Source organism: Flavobacterium cerinum, from assembly GCF_004028155.1.
In the GTDB taxonomy this organism is placed as follows: domain Bacteria; phylum Bacteroidota; class Bacteroidia; order Flavobacteriales; family Flavobacteriaceae; genus Flavobacterium; species Flavobacterium cerinum.
This window is the reverse complement of the sequence record NZ_SBII01000010.1, coordinates 65,137-86,382: the sequence shown is the minus strand read 5'-3', so window position 1 is coordinate 86,382 and position 21,246 is coordinate 65,137. Positions and strand designations below refer to the sequence as shown.

30 protein-coding genes are annotated in these 21,246 nt (G+C 36.4%); 11 read left to right on the top strand and 19 right to left on the bottom strand.

Annotation, left to right across the window (positions count from 1 at the left end; translation table 11 throughout):
• Positions 1-4: 4 nt before the first annotated feature.
• The 8 genes from EPI11_RS13945 to EPI11_RS13910 form a co-directional block, all read right to left on the bottom strand.
• Positions 5-379 carry a diacylglycerol kinase gene (locus EPI11_RS13945; RefSeq protein WP_128390595.1) on the bottom strand — a complete coding sequence of 125 codons (375 nt, stop codon included), beginning with the start codon at positions 377-379 and terminating at the stop codon, positions 5-7.
• 18 nt (positions 380-397) lie between these two features.
• A complete protein-coding gene (tpx, locus tag EPI11_RS13940) occupies positions 398-895 on the bottom strand; it encodes a thiol peroxidase (protein ID WP_128390594.1) in 498 nt (165 codons plus the stop codon).
• A gap of 62 nt (positions 896-957) precedes the next feature.
• Positions 958-2,811 carry an Ig-like domain-containing protein gene (locus tag EPI11_RS13935; protein WP_128390593.1) on the bottom strand — a complete coding sequence of 618 codons (1,854 nt, stop codon included), beginning with the start codon at positions 2,809-2,811 and terminating at the stop codon, positions 958-960.
• 72 nt (positions 2,812-2,883) lie between these two features.
• A complete protein-coding gene (locus tag EPI11_RS13930; RefSeq protein WP_128390592.1) occupies positions 2,884-3,621 on the bottom strand; it encodes a heavy metal translocating P-type ATPase in 738 nt (245 codons plus the stop codon).
• Between the two features lie 130 nt (positions 3,622-3,751).
• The gene (locus EPI11_RS13925) at positions 3,752-4,312 is read right to left on the bottom strand and encodes a helix-turn-helix domain-containing protein (protein WP_128390591.1); all 561 of its coding nucleotides are present in this window, start codon (positions 4,310-4,312) and stop codon (positions 3,752-3,754) included.
• An 81-nt stretch (positions 4,313-4,393) separates the two neighbouring features.
• On the bottom strand, positions 4,394-4,654 hold the full coding sequence (locus tag EPI11_RS13920; protein ID WP_128390590.1) for a DUF6952 family protein: 261 nt from the start codon (positions 4,652-4,654) through the stop codon (positions 4,394-4,396).
• The gene (locus tag EPI11_RS13915) at positions 4,635-4,949 is read right to left on the bottom strand and encodes a thioredoxin family protein (protein WP_128390589.1); all 315 of its coding nucleotides are present in this window, start codon (positions 4,947-4,949) and stop codon (positions 4,635-4,637) included. Before EPI11_RS13915 ends, EPI11_RS13920 begins: the two co-directional genes overlap by 20 nt.
• Before the next feature lie 26 nt (positions 4,950-4,975).
• Positions 4,976-5,614 carry a peroxiredoxin gene (locus tag EPI11_RS13910; protein ID WP_128390588.1) on the bottom strand — a complete coding sequence of 213 codons (639 nt, stop codon included), beginning with the start codon at positions 5,612-5,614 and terminating at the stop codon, positions 4,976-4,978.
• A gap of 220 nt (positions 5,615-5,834) precedes the next feature.
• Between EPI11_RS13910 and EPI11_RS13905 the strand changes: the two genes are divergently transcribed.
• The gene (locus EPI11_RS13905; protein WP_128390587.1) at positions 5,835-7,763 is read left to right on the top strand and encodes an amino acid permease; all 1,929 of its coding nucleotides are present in this window, start codon (positions 5,835-5,837) and stop codon (positions 7,761-7,763) included.
• Between the two features lie 178 nt (positions 7,764-7,941).
• Positions 7,942-8,442 (top strand): MepB family protein, encoded by a 501-nt coding sequence (locus tag EPI11_RS13900; protein ID WP_128390586.1) that lies wholly within the window; start codon positions 7,942-7,944, stop codon positions 8,440-8,442.
• On the opposite strand, the gene EPI11_RS13895 is transcribed toward EPI11_RS13900, so the two are convergent.
• The 4 genes from EPI11_RS13895 to EPI11_RS13880 form a co-directional block, all read right to left on the bottom strand.
• On the bottom strand, positions 8,439-9,053 hold the full coding sequence (locus tag EPI11_RS13895; protein ID WP_241657629.1) for a DNA alkylation repair protein: 615 nt from the start codon (positions 9,051-9,053) through the stop codon (positions 8,439-8,441). The two genes, EPI11_RS13900 and EPI11_RS13895, sit on opposite strands and share 4 nt — an antisense overlap.
• A gap of 116 nt (positions 9,054-9,169) precedes the next feature.
• Complete coding sequence (locus EPI11_RS13890) at positions 9,170-9,526, bottom strand: hypothetical protein (RefSeq protein WP_128390585.1); 357 nt, start codon at positions 9,524-9,526, stop codon at positions 9,170-9,172.
• A gap of 15 nt (positions 9,527-9,541) precedes the next feature.
• A complete protein-coding gene (locus EPI11_RS13885; protein WP_128390666.1) occupies positions 9,542-10,306 on the bottom strand; it encodes a TIGR02757 family protein in 765 nt (254 codons plus the stop codon).
• 63 nt (positions 10,307-10,369) lie between these two features.
• The gene (locus tag EPI11_RS13880) at positions 10,370-11,059 is read right to left on the bottom strand and encodes an ABC transporter ATP-binding protein (RefSeq protein ID WP_128390584.1); all 690 of its coding nucleotides are present in this window, start codon (positions 11,057-11,059) and stop codon (positions 10,370-10,372) included.
• A 247-nt stretch (positions 11,060-11,306) separates the two neighbouring features.
• Between EPI11_RS13880 and msrA the strand changes: the two genes are divergently transcribed.
• The gene (gene msrA / locus EPI11_RS13875; protein ID WP_128390665.1) at positions 11,307-11,852 is read left to right on the top strand and encodes a peptide-methionine (S)-S-oxide reductase MsrA; all 546 of its coding nucleotides are present in this window, start codon (positions 11,307-11,309) and stop codon (positions 11,850-11,852) included.
• Positions 11,853-11,886: 34 nt separating this feature from the next.
• Here msrA and EPI11_RS13870 read toward each other — a convergent pair whose 3' ends face one another.
• From EPI11_RS13870 to EPI11_RS13845, 7 genes are all read right to left on the bottom strand, one after another.
• On the bottom strand, positions 11,887-12,189 hold the full coding sequence (locus EPI11_RS13870; protein WP_128390583.1) for a DUF6787 family protein: 303 nt from the start codon (positions 12,187-12,189) through the stop codon (positions 11,887-11,889).
• 126 nt (positions 12,190-12,315) lie between these two features.
• Positions 12,316-12,750 (bottom strand): DUF6146 family protein, encoded by a 435-nt coding sequence (locus tag EPI11_RS13865; protein WP_128390582.1) that lies wholly within the window; start codon positions 12,748-12,750, stop codon positions 12,316-12,318.
• An 83-nt stretch (positions 12,751-12,833) separates the two neighbouring features.
• Complete coding sequence (locus EPI11_RS13860) at positions 12,834-13,106, bottom strand: hypothetical protein (protein ID WP_128390581.1); 273 nt, start codon at positions 13,104-13,106, stop codon at positions 12,834-12,836.
• 57 nt (positions 13,107-13,163) lie between these two features.
• Positions 13,164-13,403, bottom strand: a complete 240-nt coding sequence (locus EPI11_RS13855) for a hypothetical protein (RefSeq protein ID WP_128390580.1) — start codon at positions 13,401-13,403, stop codon at positions 13,164-13,166.
• 333 nt (positions 13,404-13,736) lie between these two features.
• Positions 13,737-13,913 (bottom strand): hypothetical protein, encoded by a 177-nt coding sequence (locus tag EPI11_RS19005; RefSeq protein ID WP_164879177.1) that lies wholly within the window; start codon positions 13,911-13,913, stop codon positions 13,737-13,739.
• 190 nt (positions 13,914-14,103) lie between these two features.
• Positions 14,104-14,646 (bottom strand): GNAT family N-acetyltransferase, encoded by a 543-nt coding sequence (locus tag EPI11_RS13850; protein ID WP_128390579.1) that lies wholly within the window; start codon positions 14,644-14,646, stop codon positions 14,104-14,106.
• Positions 14,646-15,014 carry a VOC family protein gene (locus EPI11_RS13845; RefSeq protein ID WP_128390578.1) on the bottom strand — a complete coding sequence of 123 codons (369 nt, stop codon included), beginning with the start codon at positions 15,012-15,014 and terminating at the stop codon, positions 14,646-14,648. The genes EPI11_RS13850 and EPI11_RS13845 overlap by 1 nt, the downstream gene beginning before the upstream one ends.
• 217 nt (positions 15,015-15,231) lie before the next feature.
• On the opposite strand from EPI11_RS13845, the gene EPI11_RS13840 reads away from it, so the two are divergent.
• The 8 genes from EPI11_RS13840 to EPI11_RS13805 are packed head-to-tail and all read left to right on the top strand — an operon-like array spanning position 15,232 to position 21,246.
• On the top strand, positions 15,232-15,936 hold the full coding sequence (locus tag EPI11_RS13840; RefSeq protein WP_128390577.1) for an HAD family hydrolase: 705 nt from the start codon (positions 15,232-15,234) through the stop codon (positions 15,934-15,936).
• Positions 15,911-16,768 carry a phosphoribosyltransferase family protein gene (locus EPI11_RS13835; RefSeq protein ID WP_128390576.1) on the top strand — a complete coding sequence of 286 codons (858 nt, stop codon included), beginning with the start codon at positions 15,911-15,913 and terminating at the stop codon, positions 16,766-16,768. Before EPI11_RS13840 ends, EPI11_RS13835 begins: the two co-directional genes overlap by 26 nt.
• Positions 16,737-17,291 carry a TerD family protein gene (locus tag EPI11_RS13830; RefSeq protein ID WP_128390575.1) on the top strand — a complete coding sequence of 185 codons (555 nt, stop codon included), beginning with the start codon at positions 16,737-16,739 and terminating at the stop codon, positions 17,289-17,291. The genes EPI11_RS13835 and EPI11_RS13830 overlap by 32 nt, the downstream gene beginning before the upstream one ends.
• Before the next feature lie 9 nt (positions 17,292-17,300).
• Entirely contained in the window at positions 17,301-17,909 is a 609-nt protein-coding gene (locus EPI11_RS13825; RefSeq protein ID WP_128390574.1) for a TerD family protein, read from the top strand.
• A gap of 10 nt (positions 17,910-17,919) precedes the next feature.
• The gene (locus EPI11_RS13820; protein ID WP_128390573.1) at positions 17,920-19,011 is read left to right on the top strand and encodes a toxic anion resistance protein; all 1,092 of its coding nucleotides are present in this window, start codon (positions 17,920-17,922) and stop codon (positions 19,009-19,011) included.
• A 32-nt stretch (positions 19,012-19,043) separates the two neighbouring features.
• Positions 19,044-20,021, top strand: a complete 978-nt coding sequence (locus tag EPI11_RS13815) for a hypothetical protein (protein WP_128390572.1) — start codon at positions 19,044-19,046, stop codon at positions 20,019-20,021.
• Between the two features lie 5 nt (positions 20,022-20,026).
• On the top strand, positions 20,027-20,581 hold the full coding sequence (locus EPI11_RS13810; protein WP_128390571.1) for a TerD family protein: 555 nt from the start codon (positions 20,027-20,029) through the stop codon (positions 20,579-20,581).
• A gap of 5 nt (positions 20,582-20,586) precedes the next feature.
• Positions 20,587-21,246 (top strand): TerD family protein, encoded by a 660-nt coding sequence (locus EPI11_RS13805; protein WP_128390570.1) that lies wholly within the window; start codon positions 20,587-20,589, stop codon positions 21,244-21,246.

Genomic DNA, 21,246 nt, shown 5'->3' with positions numbered 1-21,246 from the left:
AAATTTAAAAAAGAAGCGCCACTTTAGGATAATAAATTATAGCACCTACTGCTAAGGCAGCCATAGCAGCAAAGAATACAGCTCCGGAAGCTATATCTTTTATAAAACCTATTTTTTCGTGATATTCAGGATGGATAAAATCGGCAATTTTTTCTGCAGCCGTATTAAGCCCCTCTATTGCCAGTACAAGTCCTATTGCCAGTATTTGCAGCATCCATTCTGTTGCAGAGATGTCAAAATAAAACCCTGCTATGGTTATGGCTATGCCTATAAAAAACTGTACCATAATACTGTGCTCGGTAGTAATGAGTTTGTATGCTCCTTTAACCGAATACTCTGTACTCTTTAACCTGCCTTTAACAAACCTGTTGTCTTTCATTCAAATAAGTAAATTATGTTATAGTGCTGCAAGTGCATTATCATAATTAGGCTCGTCTTTAATATCGGCTACCTGCTCTGTATATTTTACGTTGCCATCTTCATCTATAACTACAACCACTCTTGAGTGTAATCCTTGTAACGGACCATTAGTAACATTTAAACCATAGCTTTCGCCAAAGCTTCCGTCTCTAAAGTCAGATAGGGATATTACGTTTTCAAGACCTTCTGCACCACAAAAACGATTTTGTGCAAATGGAAGATCGCGGGAAATGCAAAGAACTTTTGTATTCTCTAATGTGCTGGCTTTTTGATTGAACTGTCTTACAGATGCTGCACATGTTCCTGTGTCAACGCTTGGAAAGATATTTAGAACCAGTTTGCTGCCTTTAAAATCAGCAAGAGATGCTGTAGAAAGATCTGTTTTAACAAGAGTAAAGTCTGGCGCTTTTGTGCCTGTTTTTGGCAATTCGCCTGATGTTTTTACGGGATTCCCGCCTAAAGTGATATCAGCCATTTTCTTTGTTTTGTTTTAAAAAAGCAAAAGTAAGAATTTATAAAAGATTACAGGCATTAGGATTAAGGATTCTTAAAAATTACAACTGTATTTGTACATGGGGGCTCTCCATTCCCCCAGTTATTAGTATATGTACCTGTAAAAGTTTTAGTTGTTGAATTAAAATTATTGCAATGGATTGTAATACTTGAATTATCTATACCATCTGTATAGTTAATTGTAATGTTTAGCTGCTGTCCCTCAAGTACATATTCCTGGATAAATTCATTACTATTTAGACCTGCTCCCGAAGGGTCGGTTAAAAATGTAATTGTACCATCGTTATTAAAAGATAAGGTTAGATTTTGATCACTTTCATCCATAATTAATACTTCATCACAAACCCCACCTGTTGGTAAATTCAAATTCATTATCCATGTCCCCGATAAATCTATTTCTCCATTTGTAGCATAAAAAGCAAGGGGAGAATTCAGAATATTGGAGCCGTCTGCTTTTTTAGTACTAACATGAAGTTCATTCTCGGTTTGATTTCCAAGTGTCCAAATAACACTTGCAATACCTTGATCATCGGTTATTACAGTTTGTGTGTTAACAGAGCCTCCTCCATGTACAATGGAAAAATAGACATTCACACCAGATTGGGGATGCTCAAGTTCATCAACTACTTTTACAACTATTGGATCTGCTAAAGGCACTCCAGTTGAACCTAGCTGGTTATTACCTGAGATAGCTGAAATTTTGTAGGGGGTATGGTAGGATAGTTTTGGTGTTTCCCAACTGTGGCTATAGTCAGTTGTTAATTCTTTATCAAGTATTTTTATCCCTGCTTCAATTCCTATTGTTGATTTCAACCAAATGTCTGCTTTAAAATCCCAATTTATTTCGGGTAATTTTACTGCTGCAGTTAATTGCTCTTTTAATGAAACTGAAGCATAAGGACCTACAATACCGTATAATTTTGCACTTATTTTAGGAGTAAGAGCCAGATCTAAATTTAAATTTGCATTCCCTGAAGAATTATTTAATATAAAGGTATTATTAGGGGAAAAACTATTAGTACCATTCCATTGGTTATTGTCATATTTTATACCAAGTGTGAATGTATTATTGCTTGTAAACGTAGCGGATCTTGAAACAGCAGCACTCACCTGAACAGAGTAATCTGCGATTAAATCTATTTCTACAGTAATAGTAACCGGAACTAGTATAGGTAATCCCAGCAATGTTGCGGGAACATACTTAGTGAAACTTTTTTTGTATGGACTATTTAGTAGAGATGAGGAGTGCTGTCCTAAAGTTGTAGCTTGTGAAGCAGTAACTGTAGCTTTAAATTGTCCGTTTAAGACAGCATTTTGAGCACTCATTTCAAACTTTTCAACACCTGTTGATGAAAATTCAAAGTCAAAAGTCCAATTTGGATCGAGTTCTACTTCACCATTATCTAAAACGATACTCAGCGCGCCTTCTTTATATAATGCCTGAGCACTAAAAGAGTGTTTAAAATTTTCTGCATTTTTTTTCTGCTCCATGCCATCCATATCCATAGAAAAATTAAATGCTCCATCTTTAAAAACGTCTGTCATGTCTGCATCTGTCGTCTGTAAAGTAATTTTATTTGCAGTTGTAGTTACCGCAGTCACTTTTCTTAAAAAACCTTCTCCCTGGTCTCCAATTATAATATCTCCAATGCCAATTACCGGCGTATCGCCGGTAATTACAAACTGATATATACCTGCATTAATTAATTCAGGATTAGAGTCAAGTTCCATTGTGTTTTTATCTACAATCTTAACATTGTCATGTAAGATAATTTCATTTGGAGTTGATGTAGGTTTACTATCATCATCCTTTGAACATGAAATAGTTACAGAAAGTATAGTTGCAATAAGCAATAAATGTATTTTGATTTTTTTCATGGCGTATTAATTTGTTTCTTAGATAAAATTAATACGTTTTTTTTGAGTATAAAATCCCCAATAATAGGGATTTTATAGGTACATAAACAGCATAGCTACACTCATGGCAATCATAAGTCCGTCTTCTATAATGGTTACTGTACTCATTGGCAGGTTAAACACCGCGCCAAGACAGGCACACTGTATTTTCTTTTTAGTCATCACACTTTGAAGTACACCAATTAGACTTACCGACATTAATACAGCTGTAAATGCATTAACAAACAATGGAAAAATACCTAGTGCAAAAGCTAATCCTAATCCAAGTTCAAGGAATGCATAGATGTATCCCCAGCTTTTAAACTTCTTAGCCACAATATCATACATGGCATAACTATTTGCAAAACCTTTAAGATCGAGCATTTTAAAGAACGAAAAAATGAGAAAAAAACCTGCCATGAAAACCTGCATAAACATCATTCCACTAAAGCCGTTACCCCACAAAGAAACAATTAAAGATATGGCAGTTATGTATCCAAAAATTAAAAGAATAGGCTTGTAAGTAGCTGCCCAGCTTTTCTTCTCTTCAACCTGCTCTGCAAATATATTTACAGATTTTACCATTTTTTCTGTAAGCTTGTATTTAGGGTGTTCTTTTAAAGCTTCCTGTAGTGTAGAAGTAGCAACATGGTTTACCATTGTAATGGTTGCATCACCGGTTCCAAGATCAATGCTAACACTGGTTACATCCGGGATTCGTTTTAATAAGTGGCTTACTTTGGCAGAACATCCTGCGCAGGTCATCTCGGTAATATGATACGTATGTGTCATTTTATTAGAGGTTTAGTTGTACAGAATTATCTGTATCCGGTTAATTGAAAGTTTGCGTTTATTTACATTACAAAGTTCTGCATTATACCTTGGTTGCCCCTTATGTTATTTTTGGAATTGCTATTAACATTTACAGTTCGTCAATGTTTTTGCGTTTGGTTTCTTTTATGGATTTGTAAAAAGTAGGAGTGAGGCCGGTTACTTTTTTAAACTGGCTGGATAGGTAGGCTGTACTGCTGTAGCCAAGAGCATCTGCGATTTCAGATAATGACAGCTCATCATAAACCAAGAGTTCCTTAACCTTTTCTATTCGCTGTGTGATATAATATTTTTCTATTGTTGTTCCTTCAACTTCAGAGAAAAGATTACTTAGATAAGTGTAGTCGTAATGCAGTTTATCGGCAAGCCAGGTAGATAGATTAGTGGTAAGCGCTTCGTCTGAATGATGTACCAGATATACAATTTCATTCTTTATCTGCTCGATCATCCTGCTTTTTCGATCGCCTATCAGCTCAAAGCCCAATTTTTTTAACGAATGGTCCAGTTGCTGGGTTTCTTCATGGCTAAGTTCGCTTGCAATTTCTACTTCGCCGAGTTCTATTGATACAGTGTCAATTTTCATTTGTTCCAGTTCATTGCGTACAGCCGTGATGCAGCGGGGACAAACCATGTTTTTTATATAAAGGCGCATAGTATCTTTCAATTTGGATGTAAAATTAAATAAAAAACGCTCCCGTTTCCGGAAGCGTTTCTGTGTATGTAAATATAGAACCTAATTTTTGTCTATTGCGCCAAGGACACGTTTCATAAAACTGTTTAGAGCTTCTTTTTTATCCATGCCGTCTTTTATCATTTTGTTTACCTCAAGCGCGCCATACATGTTAGAGATCAGTTCGCCAATAACGTCAAGCTCTTCGTCTTTAAGCGACGGAACTTCGGTTAATGCTTCCAGTACCTCAAGGGTTTCTATAACATAGTCCTGGTCATTATCCTCAATAAATTGAGTTAAATGCTTAATTACTGGTAACTTCATTGACTAAATCGGTTAAAATTTCTACTTTATTTGTTTGTACCTGGTTTACAAGTGCTCCATTTTTAAAAGTAGCAAATGTTGGCAGGTTATCTACGTTAGCCAGTTTCCTTGATTCAGGGAAATTTTCGGCATCGGCAATAACAAATGTTACATTTTCATTCTCAGCAGCCATTTTTTTAAATTTTGGCTTCATTATTCTGCAGTTACCGCACCATCCTGCCGAGTATTGTACTACAACAGTTGGGGTACCGGCTACGATTTCTGCTAAATTATCTTTTTCAAGTTCTTGTAACATAATAAATTGGGGGATTTTTATATTAATTAATTAGAAGCAAGGTATGATGCAACACCAGTACGGTCAGCAGTCATAGCTTCTTTTCCTTCTTCCCAGTTTGCCGGGCATACTTCACCTTTAACCTGTACGTGAGTGTAAGCATCAATTAATCTTAGGTATTCGTTTACGTTACGGCCTAGTGGCATATCGTTAACACTTTCATGGAAAATTTTTCCTGTTTCGTCTACAAGGTAAGTAGCTCTGTATGTTACGTTAGATCCTGTTAATACAACAGAGTCAGTCTCGTCATTGTACTCAGAAGACTCGATGTCAAGGATACCAAGAATGTTAGCAAGGTTTCTGTTAGTATCTGCAAGAATTGGGTAAGTAACACCTTCTATACCACCGTTATCTTTTGGAGTGTTAAGCCACGCAAAGTGAACTTCATTAGTATCACAAGATGCACCTATTACAATTGTATTTCTTTTTTCGAATTCACCTAAAGCAGCTTGGAAAGCATGAAGTTCTGTAGGGCAAACGAAAGTGAAATCTTTTGGATACCAAAATAATAGTACTTTTTTATTGTTGTTTACCGCTTCTTCGAAAATGTTAATTTTTAGGTTATCGCCCATTTCTGAAATTGCATCAACTGCTAGGTTTGGGAATTTTTTTCCTACTAATGACATATGTGTTAATTTTAAGTGATTATTAATTTTTACTGAGCAAAAATAGAGAAAATAAGCCTTCTCGTGTTATAACATTAATCACATTTCCTTATATGTTCATAGAAAAATCCTATAGAAATAATTTAAGGAAAAATTATGAATTATGCAAATAAGTGGCACTTTTTTTAGATTAAGTTTTTATATTTGTTAGTTGCATCTAAGTGCAGCTAAATCCAATTCAATGGCGTTAAAAGATTTATTCAGAAAAAAGAAGGTTCAGGACATATTAGACCAGGTTGAAAGCAATGAACACAGCCAGCAGTCATTAGGAAGATACCTAACCGTTAAGGACCTTGCAGCCTTTGGAATTGCGGCAATTATAGGTGCCGGTATATTTAGTACTATTGGTAAAGCCAGTTCAGATGGCGGTCCTGCAGTGATTTTCCTCTTTCTTTTTACAGCCCTTGCCTGTGGCTTTGCAGCTTTTGCTTATGCCGAATTTGCTTCTATGGTACCGGTTTCAGGTAGTGCATATACCTATTCTTATGTTGCTTTTGGTGAAATAATTGCTTGGATGATAGGCTGGGCACTGATTATGGAATATGCCATTGGTAACGTTACAGTAGCTATTTCGTGGAGTGATTATTTTACGGGGCTCCTCTCCAGCGGCGGCATACACCTCCCTCAATGGATACAAATGGATTACCTTACAGCTTCAAACGGCTATCATGAAGCGGTAGCGCTAATGCAGGGTGGAAAGACTTTTGAAAACCTAAATGCGGGTTTACAGGCAGCTTATACTGCTTATACAACATCGCCAACCATAGGCTCACTTCACCTTGTTGCCGATTTACCAGCTCTTTTAATCATTATCTTAATTACTGCCTTAGTTTACCGAGGCATGAAAGAATCGCGTAATGCCAGTAACCTTATGGTTGTGGTAAAACTATGTATTATTCTGTTAGTTATCGCTGTAGGTGTATTTTATGTAGATACTGCCAACTGGGATCCGTTTGCTCCTAATGGTGCAAGTGGCGTACTTAAAGGAGTATCGGCGGTATTCTTTGCTTATATAGGTTTTGATGCGATCTCTACAACTGCCGAAGAATGCAAGAACCCACAACGCGATTTACCGAGAGGTATGATGTGGGCAATCATAATATGTACTGTTCTTTATATTCTTATAGCATTAGTACTTACAGGTATGGTAAGCTATACCGAATTGAGTGTGGGTGATCCATTGGCCTTTGTCTTTGAACGACTTGACCTTAAATGGATGTCGGGTATCATTGCTGTAAGTGCTGTAATTGCTATGGCGAGCGTACTGCTTGTGTTCCAGATGGGGCAGCCCCGTATCTGGATGAGTATGAGCCGTGACGGCCTATTACCAAAGCGTTTTTCTAAGGTACATCCTAAATTCAAAACACCTTCTTATGCAACGATAGTTACCGGTTTTGTAGTAGCTATTCCAGCATTATTCCTTAATCTTACTATAGTAACCGATCTTTGCAGCATCGGTACTTTATTTGCATTTGTATTGGTTTGTGCAGGTGTATTGGTACTCCAAAACAAACCAAATATTCCAAGAGGGAAATTCAAAACGCCTTATGTAAATGCTAAGTATATCATGCCTGTGGCACTTGTTATCGGGCTTATAATATCATTTACTTATAATAAAGAAAACACTATGGCTTTCCTGACCAACGAGAAAGAAATGAACAGTCCGTCAACCATAGTTACTTCACTTAATGAAAAAGAAGCTAAAGAGATCTATGAGCACCTGCTTAAGAATGATGCCAATAATGTTACTACTGGTTCTCAGGATTTGGAGCACATACTGAGCTATTATCATGATAAGACCGATCAGTATCCTGCTATAGTAGATTCTCTTCCGATAGCTGAGAATATTAAGTATGAAAGCGGTTTCGACCTCTTTAAGCACAAACTGCCAATGTATATCTTCTTTATATCGCTGATATTTATTTCTGTTTGGACTTACCGTCAAAATCTGTCACTTATCCCACTATTAGGACTTATCTGCTGTTTGTATATGATGGCACAGCTTAGTGTTTGGAACTGGATTTATTTCTCCATCTGGCTGCTAATCGGACTTTCAATTTATTTCGGATTCAGTAGAAAAAACAGTAAACTGAACCTGCTGAAAATTTAAACATTTTCTTATAATAGAATCACATATAATATTCCACTTTCTGCATATTCAGAGAGTGGAATAATTGTTTTAATCAAAATCACTAATATCAGTTGTTTATGGATTAATGATCCACTTTTGGTACATTTTGATGTGGAACGTGTGGAACATTAATTTTTAAGATCGAAAAAACGCTATTATGGATACAAATATTTCTGAACCTTTTATCTCCAAAAAATACATTTATGATCCTTGCAGATTTAATTTTGAAAATGCCGTTCCGGAAATTGAGAGTTCAGAATACAATGCCTGTACTTTTGAGCTTAACAATTTAAAAATACGATTCAGGTCGGCTAAAATTACCCCGACAAAAAATGGTCAGTTTGTGACGCTATGGAAAAGAATAGGCAAGGGGTCTATAATGCCATTTGATGCCTCAGACGAAATTGATCTGGTAGTCATAAGTGTTCAAAAGGATGATCATTACGGACAATTTGTTTTCCCCAAAGCAGTACTTGTCAAACAAGGCGTGTTTACCCATGTCAAAGAAGGGAAAAGAGCTATCAGGGTATATCCCTCCTGGGATATTACCGAGAGTGCCCAAGCACGGAAGACCCAAAAATGGCAATTGGAGTATTTTTTAGAAGTTTCTAAAGAAAAACCTTTAGATATTGAGAGGGTAAAATTGTTATACTCTTAACTGTTTTTCATTACCAGTTTATAAGTAAAGGCCGTATTTTTATTCTGAAGATTCCATTGTGCTAATTCTTCGTCAACAATTTCTTTATGTTTTTTATGGATGTCCCGCAAAGCGTTGCCTACTGATTTTCTAAGGTATTCGCTAGCATCGTCTTTATGTTTGCTAATTAAAACAACCGCTGTTTGTGGATTCTCTTTAAAATAGGGACGGCTCGTCCAGATGCGCAACCCTTCAATGACAGCTCTTTTTGTATTAGGGTTTTCATGAGAAAGCCATTCTTTTATGACCTGTAATGACTTTTCATAGCCAATTGCAGAACAATAGTAATCAAAAGCCTTTGCAAGCATTTCCTGTACCCTCCAGTTCCCATCGGTGCTTACATTATCCCGAAGAAACAAAAGAGCCGATTTATCTTTGGGAGATAATTGGCCCATTATATACGTTCCCAACATTCCTGCCTGATAACTTTCATGTTGCAACAGCTCTTTAGCTTCAGCAAAATGATCAAGCGAAGCATCTCCCATTACTATATCTCCGGCTTCAATTATATGTTTAAAACCGTGTTCTGTATTTTTGAGGGTATCAATGGTATTTTTAATAATAGTGTCCAAAATTTGAGTATTAAATCCAAAATTAAATATAGTATAATTTTAGAAATCATGAGCTATAAGAACTCTTTTAGATATTTCTAGATATCGATGGGAGTAAAGCTGGTGCATCAACTAAGTTATAAATAATTTTTAAAATCAACTTCAATTTTTTGAAATTGAATATCTTGTTCAAGCAATCTGTTGATTTCAGAAATACATTTCTGATTATTTTCTGACATAATAAAACAAAGCCCCCAAATATCCTTTGAAAGGATAAAGTTTCCCATATTAGATTCAATCGTAAGCAAAACTTCATCATTCATCCAAAGATCTTGGATATCATTAATGCGTATAGAAAGTTTAGAAATAGCCTGAAAAAGATCGGACAAGAAATTTTCGTCCTCTACACCAGAAAAAATTTCAATTAACAGTTCTTTAGATTTATAACCTGGTCGGTAATGATAGTTGTAAAGCTCTTTAGAGATGATATTCATATTAAGTAATTAATTCTAAAACCCTTCAAATACACCCAATCCAAATAAGGCAAAGTCATATTTAGACGGATCGTTCTTATCCATTAAACGCAGCTGTGTATCAAGTTCAAGCAATGCTTTGGCATCGTTTTGCTTTCGCGTAAGCAGTCCCAGTTTTCGGGCTACATTGCCGGAATGCACATCAAGCGGGCAGGAGAGGAGTGATGGCGAAATGGTTTTCCAGATGCCTAGATCTACACCGGTATTATCATCGCGCACCATCCATCTTAGGTACATGTTAATACGCTTTGCTGCCGAACCAGCTAAAGGGTCGGATACATGCTTTTGTGTACGGTTTTGGTGTTCTATTTCAAAAAATACCTTTTTAAACTCGTGAATGCTTTTCTGCATGGTTTCACCCTGATGATGTTTGGCAAAAACAGCTTCGAGTCCGCCGTGATTAGTGTAGATATTACGGAGTGCTTTTATAAATGTAGTGAAGTCACCGCCGTTAAAAGTGCGGTGTACAAAGGTTTCAAGATTTTCGAGGTGATGATCTTCATGACTCATTATAAAGTCAAACGGACTCCCACCCATATGGTCGATCATCTTTTTAGCATTGTTAATGATCATCTTTCGGTTTCCCCACGCAATTGTAGCGGCAAGGAATCCGGCAATCTCGATATCTTCCTTTTGAGTGAACAGGTGCGGTATCTGTATCGGGTCAGAATCTATAAAATCGGGGTTATTATATTGTATAACTTTTTCGTCCAGAAACGAGCGTAATTCATCTGCATTCATTATCAATTCCATGCTGCAAAATTAAAAAAGTAGTTGTAACACTGCAAAGCAGCAGTAGTATAATTAAAGTTTGTGGGGTAAATTTGAGATTTCAGACAGTATTTGTCCGTCACTCATTACCAGTTTTCTGTCGGCCATATTAGCCAGTTCTTCGTTATGAGTAACAATAACAAAAGTCTGTCCCATTTCATCGCGAAGCTTAAAGAACAATTGGTGTAGGTTCTCGGCAGATGCAGTATCTAAATTACCTGATGGTTCATCGGCAAAAATAACAGCAGGTTTATTGATCAGGGCTCTGGCAACAGCTACACGCTGCTGTTCACCTCCGGACAGTTGTCCCGGTTTATGATCTATGCGGTGCGATAACCCAAGATATTCCAGTAAACGCTTTGCCTCAGCTTCTGTGGCTGCTTTTGGCTTCCCTGCAATGTAAGCAGGAATGCACACATTTTCTAAAGCTGTAAATTCAGGAAGTAATTGATGGAACTGGAAGATAAAGCCCAAATGCTGATTACGGAATTTAGACAATGCCTTATCCTTCATATTAAGGATATCTTCATTATTAATAGTAAGTGTCGTTCCGGTTTCTTTACTTGGTCTGTCAAGCGTGCCCAGTATTTGCAAAAGCGTGGTTTTACCCGCTCCCGATGCGCCTACTATAGAAACGATCTCTCCTTTTTTTATATGCAGGTCTACGCCTTTTAAAACATGAAGCTTGTCGTAATATTTGTGTATGTTCCCTGCCTGTATCATTATGTACTGTTTTCACAAAGAAACAAACATTTTAAAAAATAATAAATCTTTTTTGGCACAATATTTCGTATACAGTAGTGTAAAGTTTAGTTAATGGCTTTGGGAAGCGATACAATATCAATTAATTTTAGAGAAATCCATCATGAAAAAAGCATTTGCACTAGTATTGGCAGTAGTTTCCTTCTCTTGCCAGTCTAAAGAAAGCCCTAATAAGGAAATTATAAAATCTAACAAAGGAGAATTAAGCATGGATAATAAAAAAACAGAAACTGCCATATTTGCAGGAGGCTGCTTTTGGTGTACTGAAGCGTTTTTTAGTGATTTAAAAGGTGTAGAGAAGGTCGTGTCAGGCTATATTGGCGGAACGACCGAAAATCCAACTTACAAAGAGGTGTCCGGTGGTTATACAGGTCATGCTGAAGCCATCAAAATTACTTTCAATCCGGATGAAGTAGCCTATAAAGACCTTTTAGAGATCTTTTTTGCTACGCATGATCCTACTACATTAAACAGGCAGGGCGCCGATGTAGGTACGCAGTACCGTAGTGAGATATTTTACACTACCGAGGCTCAGAAAGCAGATGCTGAGAGCTTTATAAAACTGCTTGCCGAACATAATATATTTGAGAAAAAGATAGTGACCAAAATATCCAAAGCCACAATGTTTTATCCGGCCGAAGATTACCATCAGGACTATTATGCCTTAAACGGTAACCAGCCGTATTGCCAGGCAGTGATAGCGCCTAAAATGGCAAAACTGAAAAAGAATTATAAGTCGAAATTAAAAGACTAAATTGAAAGTCCCGCAAATAGCGGGACTTTTTATATTATTTAAACAGGAAACCTAGCCCTAAAGACCGAAGCATTTTCTTTTCGAATTCCCAGAAGAATTTGAACTGTCCGAAGATAAACCCAAAGGATATAAGCAGTACCTGATAAATAGGGAATATCAGGATAATATATAGCGGATAATACAGCCATAATGAGATCACATCTTTTGTAAGACCCATCCATCCCAATACGGGTTTAGACAAATAGGCAGAGGTAGAACCGGTAATAGCAAATACTATAAATATAACAACCAATTGAAAGTTGCTTGTAATGTTCCAGCGTTGTTTTAGTTTTTCCATGTGGCTAATAAAGCCGCAAATATACCAGTTTTACTATTGCAGAACAACCCTTTAACTTTATTATTTAAAATAATTCCAAATTAAATTTGTAGCGAATTGATGACATTATTTTAAAAGATTTGGTTTTTAAAACTGCGGCACTATACCAGCTAGTTTTTGTCTGTTTGATATCTGGAAATAAACAAGGTAATTGTATAGTAGATAATTTACTTCATAGCCATAGTTAATGGCAGGCTGGTAGTCAATTGCCAAAGAATACATATCACCATATCGCAGCGGATTGAGTGCCCTGTTATTCCATTCCATTACCCATAATCTGTTCTTGTTTTCAAGATAAGATTGTCCATAATAACCTCTTTGTTTCGCTCTTGAGGCCAACCAGCCTGTAAAACCTGGATCAATAATTATTACTTCATATTCAAGGGAGTCATTTGCAATGCGCACCGTATCATTCGCCGCTATACTCTTGCCGTCTTTAGTGGTACCAGGCAGGTTTTTTTGCGTAGTGCAGCTTATTATAGTACTCAATACTATAGTAATTAATATTAGGTAAGTTCTCATAGCCATTGTTTTACTATAAATTTAAATAATAAAAGGCACCTGTGGTATATACAGATGCCTTTTATTATTATTTTGAGCCTAATTTACACTGTAGGTCTATTGCCGGTTGTTACGTCGGCATTTTCCGCATGCGTTTTAATCTTATCAGCAATCTCACCACCTTTTTGAATTACTTCATCAAATTTTTTGCGGGCAGATTCTTTAACGGTAGCATATTTATCTGCAAGGTCACCGCTAAGCTCTTCGGCTTTGTCAATAATTCCGTCTAAATGACCTTTTCTTTTTAAAATAATTCCTACTACTGCCAGGGCAGCAACTCCCGCTGCAACTCCCAATATTAATTTTTTGTTACTCATAATGTTATAATGTATTGAATTGTAAATATTTATTTTTTTGATCCAGTTTAAATCTGCTTATTTTTGAGTGTTTTGTTTATTTTTTAGCACGCTTCCGGTACGCTTTTCCTGATCAGGATTTAAGTTCCTCCGTTCGTTTTGAGTGTTGTTTTTTTGAATGTTTCTGCTCAGGTGTGCTTTTTCATCCCAGTTTCCTGTATTATCCCTTTCAGGATTCGGGTTGTGCGTGGTACGTTCTAATTTTGCTCTTTCAATGTGCCCCTCTTTGTGGTCCTGATCTTGATTTGAATTTTCCATGCTTAGGTGTTTTTTGACAGCACAATTACTGTCTGTCGTTAATTAGATCACTAAGGTAGCCATTGTAAAATGGGTCATCTGCTAAGGATATCTTAAAGTTTTCCGATTTAACTTTTCATTAATTAATAAGCTGAAAAACAGTATGTTTTGTTAATTAAATTAAGACATAAGCAAGTGATACAGCCTGGTATGTTTACTAGCTGTAAATGCATTTATAAGTAAAAAAAGAATTGATTTAATAAAGGAAAAGATTCAGTATAAAAACGGGAAACGGGAACAAAAGGGTATAGCACCCGAAGAGGTGCTTAGAGGATTTGAATATGGATGCTGCAATTAGACAAAAAGAGGGTATTCGTCTTCGTCATGGTTGTCAGTTTCTATTTCTTCGTTAAGTTCTGTTTCGGTCATGTAACCAAACATTTTTACAAGTCCGAATCCGGCAGCTGCTGCCAGGAAAAAGTTAATAAGTTTCATGTCGTTTTTACTTTTAGGGTTTTTATTTTTTTTCATGGCTTTTAAGTAATTCCGTTTTTATTACAGGTTGAAATTACAAATTATCGTGATTCTACAAGCGTTTATTAGGAAAAATTTAATAGATAAACCCTTAATTTGCAGTGAAAAGGAACTTTCGTGTAACGAAATTTTAAAGGTTACCTAAAAGATAAGTACAAACAACATGAATTGAAGGAGTTGTAAGATATTACAGGTACTTTACCATTGTGATCTTATCTACCGGATTTTCTTCCATAAAGAAGTTTTTTATAAAACCGCAGGGTTCAAAACCAAATTTCTCATAGAGCTTTATACCTCCTTTATTATCACTATATACTTCAAGCCATATAACCGAAAGATAGGAACTGCTTAGCGTCCACTTTAAAGCACCTTCCATAAGGTAGCTGCCAATACTCATATTACGCCAGCCGTTAGCAATTCCCATTCCTACCACGCCGGTATGGAACATCTTTTTGCGTTGGCTACCTATGATATCAATATTACCTATTATAGTATCATCATGTTCGGCTACAAGGAGAAGGCTGTTGCGCTCAGAAATAAAACGGTGTATCAGGTCTTTTTCCATTTGTTCGTCGTTCTTATATTCTGATACTAACATTGGAATACTGGTACTGTTCTTAAGATAGCCTTTTTTTAAATCTATAAGTTTTGTAGCGTCGCGTTCTTCCGCCTGGCGGATGATTATTTCTTTACCATCTTTGGTGAAATGGGTGAGTGGTTTTATTTTCATTATACAGGTAATTTAAATTCAGGATTATAGATAAGCCCTATTATATTGTTCCATGGATCTCTCATGGAAGCTACAATAATTTCGCCTCCTACATTTTGCGGAGCCTCATACTCAGTTGCGCCAAGGCTCAGAAATCTATTGTATTCAGTCTGTATGTCTTCCACACCCCAGTACACAACTACATTATCGCCTTTAATAGCTTCATCTGGCTGGAGCCCCAGTTCATAACCACCGATGTTGAAACCAACATAAAAAGATTCGTCAAAATAAGGTCGTGTTTTAAAAGCTTCTGTATACCATTCTTTCGCTTTATTGATGTCGCTTACTTTGTAACCTACGGTTCTTAGTCCAAGTATTGGTGATTTCATATTGTAGTATTTTTTGTATAGTGTTTATAATCTTTGTAATAGGATGGTCATATACAAAGATAAGAAAACGGTATCATTAGGTTTTTTGTTTTTAACAGGTATTATCTGAAAGTTAAAATATTAAATTATGACCCGTGTTGGGATAATTTATGTTGTTTTAAGAAAAATTAAAGATTATATTTACCCGGATTTATATTTTATATGCTATTTTTTTACGATGGAGCGGATACCGGAATTATATAAATACAAGCACATATCATTTGATTTATGGCTTACACTGATCAGATCGAACCCCGAATTCAAGAATAAAAGGAATCTTTTATTTAAGAACTACTTCGGAATTAATAAACCTATCGATGAGGTAGCTTTATTAATTCGTAAGTTCGATGTACTTACCAATACTATAAATGAGAAGGTTGGAAAAAACTTTGACACCTATGAGATTTATTATCTTATCATGGATGCATTCGGTATAGATATTGATAGCTATGAGCGTAAGCATTTAGACGAATTTTACAGCCTCAATGAAGCTTTGCTGTTAGAGTATAAGCCTATACTTCTTTCAGACAAAATACCTGATTTTTTGAAGTCACTCCACGAGGCAGGAATAACCATGAATATATTAAGCAACACTGCTTTTATAAAAGGACATTCACTGCGTAAGATAATTGCTCATTATGAGCTTGACAGGTATTTTACCTTTCAGGCATATTCTGATGAAACGGGGTTTTCTAAGCCGGGAACAGAGATGTACCAGTATGCCTATGATAAGATACTGGAGATAAGCGATATTGCTAAGCAGGACATACTGCATGTTGGCGATAACATGATATCTGACTATGATGGTGCATTAAGATTCGGGTTCAAGGCCCACCTAATTATTAACAACCAGTTGAATGAACTTAACTTACAGCCTGTATAAAATTACAGACAAAAATGATTGCCCTTTTTCGGAATCTGAGTACAGCAAATTTAAATTTGGTGAGAATTCCTATGCCGAGAAATTTGCAAATGAACTTTTCGAAGGCTTTATTGAAAACAATAAAGAACTTATCCTGTCGCATGATGAGATCGTGATACTGCCAAGTCCTTACCTGTCAATACCAACGGCCTCAAACTACTTGTGCCATTATTTTAAACTGCGAATGAATAAATTCCTGTTTGACAATAAGAAAAAAGCACTGGCAGAATCTAAGATTTACAGGAACCAAACCTATACTACAGATTATGGCAGCCTTGATTTTAACGACAGAGTAAAACTGATCTCTAACGATACCTATTATATCGACAGGAACTACATTAGCGGTAAGCTGTGCCTTTTTATAGACGATATAAAAATTACAGGGAGCCACGAGCATATCGTAAAAAAGATACTGGACGAGTACAACGTAGAAGGCGAATTTGCCTTTGTATACTTTGCCGAACTGATCAATAAAGATATCCATCCTAATATCGAGAATTACTATAACTATTTCTATGTTAAAGACATACATAGCCTTATTTCTATAGTGAACTCTGTATCTTTTTCTTTTAATACCCGTATTGTAAAGTACATTTTAAAACTGGAAGAAAAAGACTTTTTAAAACTTGTAGCTGCAGTGCCTACAAGGCTGAAACACCAATTGTTTGATCTTGCGCTAAGCAACAATTATCATACAATAGACGAGTATATAACGAATCTTGATTATATAAATAATAGTTTAACCAATAAAACAACAAATTATGGCTATCAATTTACAGAAAGGTCAACGTGAAACCTTAAATGCACCTAAGTTTACTATAGGCTTGGGATGGGATACTAACTCATCTGCAACCGGAGCACAGTTTGATCTTGATGCGTCAATATTTATTATGGGTGACAACAAGAAACTACTTGCAGACGATTTTTTTATATTTTATAATAATCTTAAATCACCTGACGAAGCAATTGAGCATACCGGAGACAACCTAACCGGAGACGGCGACGGCGATGACGAACAAATTATTGTAGACCTTTCTAAAATAGATCCAAGGGCTACAGAGATCTGTATCGTAGTAACGATACACGATGCTGATGCAAGAAAACAAAACTTCGGACAGGTTAGAAATTCGTTTGTACGTATCGTAGATGCAGCAAACAATACCGAAATTGTAAAATATGAACTCGAAGAAGATTTCTCTATAGAAACTGCTGTAGAATTCGGAAGGATTTACAAAAGAAATGGTGAGTGGAAATTTGAAGCTGTAGGTGCCGGAATGAGAGGCGGTTTACAGGATTATTTAAACAAATATAACTAAGACAAGGCAATGGCAATTAATTTAGAAAAAGGACAACGTATCAATCTGGAGAAAAGCAACGGTTCTAAACTTCAGAGTATTTGTGTAGGCATTAACTGGGGAGCCCTTGAGAAAAAAGGTCTTTTCGGTACAAAAAAAGAAGCTGTAGACTTAGATGCAAGCTGCGCAGTATACGACGAGAATAAAAGAAATATAGATACCGTTAGCTTCAGGAAACTGAAATCTGACGATCAGGCAATAAAACACAGCGGTGACGATCTTACCGGAGATTTAAATGGTGATGACGGACTTGATAATGAAGTGATAACACTTGATTTCACGCAGCTTTCGCCATCTGCAAACTATGTAGCTTTCTTTATAAATAGTTTCCGCGGTCAGGATTTTAAAGACATCCCGTTTGCATCGATCAGAATATATGAAGGTACTCCAACACGCGTAACCGAAGTATTCGCTAAGTATGATGTTGCTAACGAAAAAGCTTTTGCAGGCAGCGTATCAATGATACTTGGTGTATTCTACAAAAGAAATGGCGAATGGAAATTCAATGCCATCGGAACTCCTACAGCAGATAAAAAGCTGGAAGAAACAATTGTTACCATTCAGCAAAATCACCTATAATCCTAATTAAATGGAAAATAAAGAATTAACGCTGCCAGGTATTTCCGGTCCTATGGACAAAGAAGGAAATGTTAACCTTGCCAATGTTTCTGACACAGAAGTTACAAATACATACAGGCCTATAGCCAACCAGCTTAATGAAAAGGATGTAAACTCGATACTTAATTATGGTGCAGAGATACAAAACACTATTGCAAAGCAGAGTGATACGTTCCTTTCTAACGTAAGGGTACAGCAGGGTGGAGAAGTAGGTGTACTTATCAACGATCTATTAGCTGAGCTAAATTATATCGATGTTGATGAGCTGAACAAAAATGCTTTCCAGAGATTTATGTCAAAAGTGCCATTGCTTAAAAAGCTGGTTATTGATGTAAAACAACTGTTCCAGAAGTACGACAAGATTACTGCTAATGTTGACAGGATAAGCAACAAGGTAAAAGCTGGTATGATCAACTCGATAAAAGACAACACCTCACTTCAAACTATGTTTGATGGTAATGTGGAGCTTATCAAGGAGATGGAAAAGTATATTGTTGCCGGACAGCTTCGTTTCACGGAGCTTAGCGAAGAGCTTGCCCAAATGGAAGCAAATGCGTCTCAGTACCAGGATTATGAAATATCAGACAAAAGAACTTTTATAAACAGGCTGGACAAAAGGCTTGCCGATATGAAAGTTGTTCGTTTTATATTACTGCAGTCATTAGCACAAATAAGAGTAGTACAGAACAATAATACGTCACTGGCAGAAAAAGCGCAGTCTATCCTTACCACAACAATGCCGGTATGGAAAAACCAGCTTACACTCGCAGTAGCACTACAAAGACAGAGACAAAATATTGAAGTACAGCGAAAAGTATCTGAGACTACAAACACTATACTACAGAAGAATGCAGAAATGCTGAAAACAAACAGTATAGAAGTAGCGAGAGAGAACGAGAATACCATTGTATCGCTGGAAACATTAAAAATGACAACAAAATCCCTTATCGATACGCTTACTGAAGTGAAACAGATCCATGAGCAGGGTACCCAGACAAGAAGGGAACTTGATGCCGGACTGCAAAGTCTTGAAGCAGAGCTTAAAAAAGGGGTAATTAGTTAAAAACCGCAAAATAGCGCGGACAATAAATGTAAATGACGGAAGAGCAGGAAGAAATATATGCTCAGGTGATTCAGGAGAGCAACAAGAAATTATTGGTTTTAAAAATGTTATCTAATTTTTTTAACCATAAAGATCTTTTTGCGGTTTTTATACGCACAAAAATTATTCACAATCTTTTTGAAAAGAATAAAAACCTTGATGTTAATAAGCTGGAATTGTTTCATGTACAATACACCAGCACCCTGATCGAACTGTTCCAGAAGCTTAAAAAGGCGAAGGAACAGCAATACCTCCTGATATCTGACGAAATTTATATCAATGACGACTTGTGCCGTAAACTGGAAACAGAAACCGCCGCTGCAAATTTTACCGATGAGTCAAGGAAACACGCCAGAACCATGTCGGCTAAATTGCAGGAGTTGTATAACATGCTGGCTGCAGGAGGAGTAGCACCATTTAGTTGGGGTGATATCGTTTTATTTTCAGGAAAAAGGAGTACCGAGTATTACAGGGAAATTTCAGGTGAAGACTTTGCCAGAATTACCAGTAGTGATAGAAAAAGCGCCTACAGTAATGAGTTTGCTACAATAGAAAGAAAACTGTTGGGCAGGCTTAATATACTTAATTTCAGGATAAAATTTGCCTGTGGATTGATGCATGAAAACAATGTTGTTGAAGTCTATGATTTTATAGACTCTAACGATAAATTTATTTTCATAAACAGTGAGAAGTCATTTTATTTTCTTCATGAAGAAGATAGTAAAACGATAGATTTGTCGAAGAACCTGTCCAATAAAAGCAGGATAATAATGGATCTTAAGGCAAAGAGTGATCAGTTGAAAGAAAAATTAGGCACCGTAAAAACTTCTATAGCGAAAGATGTGGAAGAGGTGCTTGCCAGTTATCTGGAAAAGATATCGGGTGTAGATTTTCTGGACGAGCTGCAAAATGTAGACGAACAGACCAATATTTTAAGAGCAATGCTAAATATTAATATTAATTCAAAGTAGAAAAAATGGCAATTAATTTAGAAAAAGGACAAAGACAAAATATTTCGGCTCCAAAATTTAATGTAGGGCTTGGATGGGATACAAATTCAAGCAATACAGGCGAGGGGTTTGATCTTGACGTTTCAATATTTATTCTTGGTGCAAACGGCAAGATCATTAACGATAGCTATTTTGTTTATTACAACAACCTGAAATCTCCGGATGAAGCAGTAGTGCACACAGGAGATAATCTTACAGGAGATGGAGATGGCGATGATGAAAAGATAATGGTTGACCTTTCTAAAATATCTCCGGATGCTGCCGAGATATGTTTTGTGGTAACAATTCATCAGGCAGATACCAGAAGGCAGAACTTTGGCCAGATAAGGAACTCATTTATCAGAATTGTTGATAGTTCTAATAATACCGAGCTTGTAAAATATGAGCTAGACGAAGATTTCTCTATAGAAACAGCTGTAGAATTCGGTAGAATTTACAAGAGAAATAACGAATGGAAGTTTGAAGCTGTAGGAGCGGGGATGAAAGGTGGACTTCAGGACTTTTTAAATAAATACAACTAATAATTATGGCAATTAACTTAGTAAAAGGGCAAAAAATTGACCTTAAAAAAGCCAGTGGCGAATCACTAACCAATTTTTGTGTAGGTGTGAACTGGGGTGCAATAGAAAGTAAAGGCTTTTTAGGACTTTCTAAAAAAGTACAAAATATTGATCTTGATTTGAGCTGTGTACTTATAGACAGCCAGAACAAGATTTGCGACCATTTGTATTCTCCACTGTACAAGTTAGAAGTTTTACAGAAATTCGGACTTCAAAAAGGAAAACTGGAAACTTCTGATAAAGCCATGAAACACTCCGGTGATGACCTTGCCGGCGATGCAGGAGGTGATGACGGACTTGATAATGAGATTATCACGGTAGACCTTAGCAGGATAAATGCTAATGTATCACAGATATTCTTTTTCCTTAATAATGCAGGTAAAGAAGACTTTTCTCAAATACCATATGCAAAGATCAGGATGTATGAAGGAACACCAACAAAAGTGGTTTCTGAATTTGCATCTTATAACGTTGCTGCTGATGGACAGTACAGAGGTAAACAGTCTATTATTATGGGCAAACTATACAAACGTGAAGGAGAATGGAAATTTAGCGCGATAGGTGATCCTACAGAAGATGTATTCTTAGGGCAAACTATTCAGAGAATTGTAAAATCATATTTGTAA

Bases quoted from the DNA above. Each gene is read 5' to 3' on its own strand.
- EPI11_RS13920 (WP_128390590.1), bottom strand. From the start codon at position 4,654: ATGAAGTTACCAGTAATTAAGCATTTAACTCAATTTATTGAGGATAAT.
- EPI11_RS13815 (WP_128390572.1), top strand. From the start codon at position 19,044: ATGACGGAAGAGCAGGAAGAAATATATGCTCAGGTGATTCAGGAGAGC.
- EPI11_RS13805 (WP_128390570.1), top strand. From the start codon at position 20,587: ATGGCAATTAACTTAGTAAAAGGGCAAAAAATTGACCTTAAAAAAGCC.
- EPI11_RS13810 (WP_128390571.1), top strand. From the start codon at position 20,027: ATGGCAATTAATTTAGAAAAAGGACAAAGACAAAATATTTCGGCTCCA.
- EPI11_RS13900 (WP_128390586.1), top strand. From the start codon at position 7,942: ATGGATACAAATATTTCTGAACCTTTTATCTCCAAAAAATACATTTAT.
- tpx (WP_128390594.1), bottom strand. From the start codon at position 895: ATGGCTGATATCACTTTAGGCGGGAATCCCGTAAAAACATCAGGCGAA.
- EPI11_RS13885 (WP_128390666.1), bottom strand. From the start codon at position 10,306: ATGAATGCAGATGAATTACGCTCGTTTCTGGACGAAAAAGTTATACAA.
- EPI11_RS13915 (WP_128390589.1), bottom strand. From the start codon at position 4,949: ATGTTACAAGAACTTGAAAAAGATAATTTAGCAGAAATCGTAGCCGGT.
- EPI11_RS13880 (WP_128390584.1), bottom strand. From the start codon at position 11,059: ATGATACAGGCAGGGAACATACACAAATATTACGACAAGCTTCATGTT.
- EPI11_RS13845 (WP_128390578.1), bottom strand. From the start codon at position 15,014: ATGAAATCACCAATACTTGGACTAAGAACCGTAGGTTACAAAGTAAGC.
- EPI11_RS13820 (WP_128390573.1), top strand. From the start codon at position 17,920: ATGGAAAATAAAGAATTAACGCTGCCAGGTATTTCCGGTCCTATGGAC.
- EPI11_RS13890 (WP_128390585.1), bottom strand. From the start codon at position 9,526: ATGAATATCATCTCTAAAGAGCTTTACAACTATCATTACCGACCAGGT.
- EPI11_RS13855 (WP_128390580.1), bottom strand. From the start codon at position 13,403: ATGGAAAATTCAAATCAAGATCAGGACCACAAAGAGGGGCACATTGAA.
- EPI11_RS13935 (WP_128390593.1), bottom strand. From the start codon at position 2,811: ATGAAAAAAATCAAAATACATTTATTGCTTATTGCAACTATACTTTCT.
- EPI11_RS13850 (WP_128390579.1), bottom strand. From the start codon at position 14,646: ATGAAAATAAAACCACTCACCCATTTCACCAAAGATGGTAAAGAAATA.
- EPI11_RS19005 (WP_164879177.1), bottom strand. From the start codon at position 13,913: ATGAAAAAAAATAAAAACCCTAAAAGTAAAAACGACATGAAACTTATT.
- EPI11_RS13840 (WP_128390577.1), top strand. From the start codon at position 15,232: ATGGAGCGGATACCGGAATTATATAAATACAAGCACATATCATTTGAT.
- EPI11_RS13825 (WP_128390574.1), top strand. From the start codon at position 17,301: ATGGCAATTAATTTAGAAAAAGGACAACGTATCAATCTGGAGAAAAGC.
- EPI11_RS13905 (WP_128390587.1), top strand. From the start codon at position 5,835: ATGGCGTTAAAAGATTTATTCAGAAAAAAGAAGGTTCAGGACATATTA.
- msrA (WP_128390665.1), top strand. From the start codon at position 11,307: ATGGATAATAAAAAAACAGAAACTGCCATATTTGCAGGAGGCTGCTTT.
- EPI11_RS13830 (WP_128390575.1), top strand. From the start codon at position 16,737: ATGGCTATCAATTTACAGAAAGGTCAACGTGAAACCTTAAATGCACCT.
- EPI11_RS13870 (WP_128390583.1), bottom strand. From the start codon at position 12,189: ATGGAAAAACTAAAACAACGCTGGAACATTACAAGCAACTTTCAATTG.
- EPI11_RS13835 (WP_128390576.1), top strand. From the start codon at position 15,911: ATGAACTTAACTTACAGCCTGTATAAAATTACAGACAAAAATGATTGC.
- EPI11_RS13925 (WP_128390591.1), bottom strand. From the start codon at position 4,312: ATGCGCCTTTATATAAAAAACATGGTTTGTCCCCGCTGCATCACGGCT.
- EPI11_RS13930 (WP_128390592.1), bottom strand. From the start codon at position 3,621: ATGACACATACGTATCATATTACCGAGATGACCTGCGCAGGATGTTCT.
- EPI11_RS13945 (WP_128390595.1), bottom strand. From the start codon at position 379: ATGAAAGACAACAGGTTTGTTAAAGGCAGGTTAAAGAGTACAGAGTAT.
- EPI11_RS13910 (WP_128390588.1), bottom strand. From the start codon at position 5,614: ATGTCATTAGTAGGAAAAAAATTCCCAAACCTAGCAGTTGATGCAATT.
- EPI11_RS13865 (WP_128390582.1), bottom strand. From the start codon at position 12,750: ATGAGAACTTACCTAATATTAATTACTATAGTATTGAGTACTATAATA.
- EPI11_RS13860 (WP_128390581.1), bottom strand. From the start codon at position 13,106: ATGAGTAACAAAAAATTAATATTGGGAGTTGCAGCGGGAGTTGCTGCC.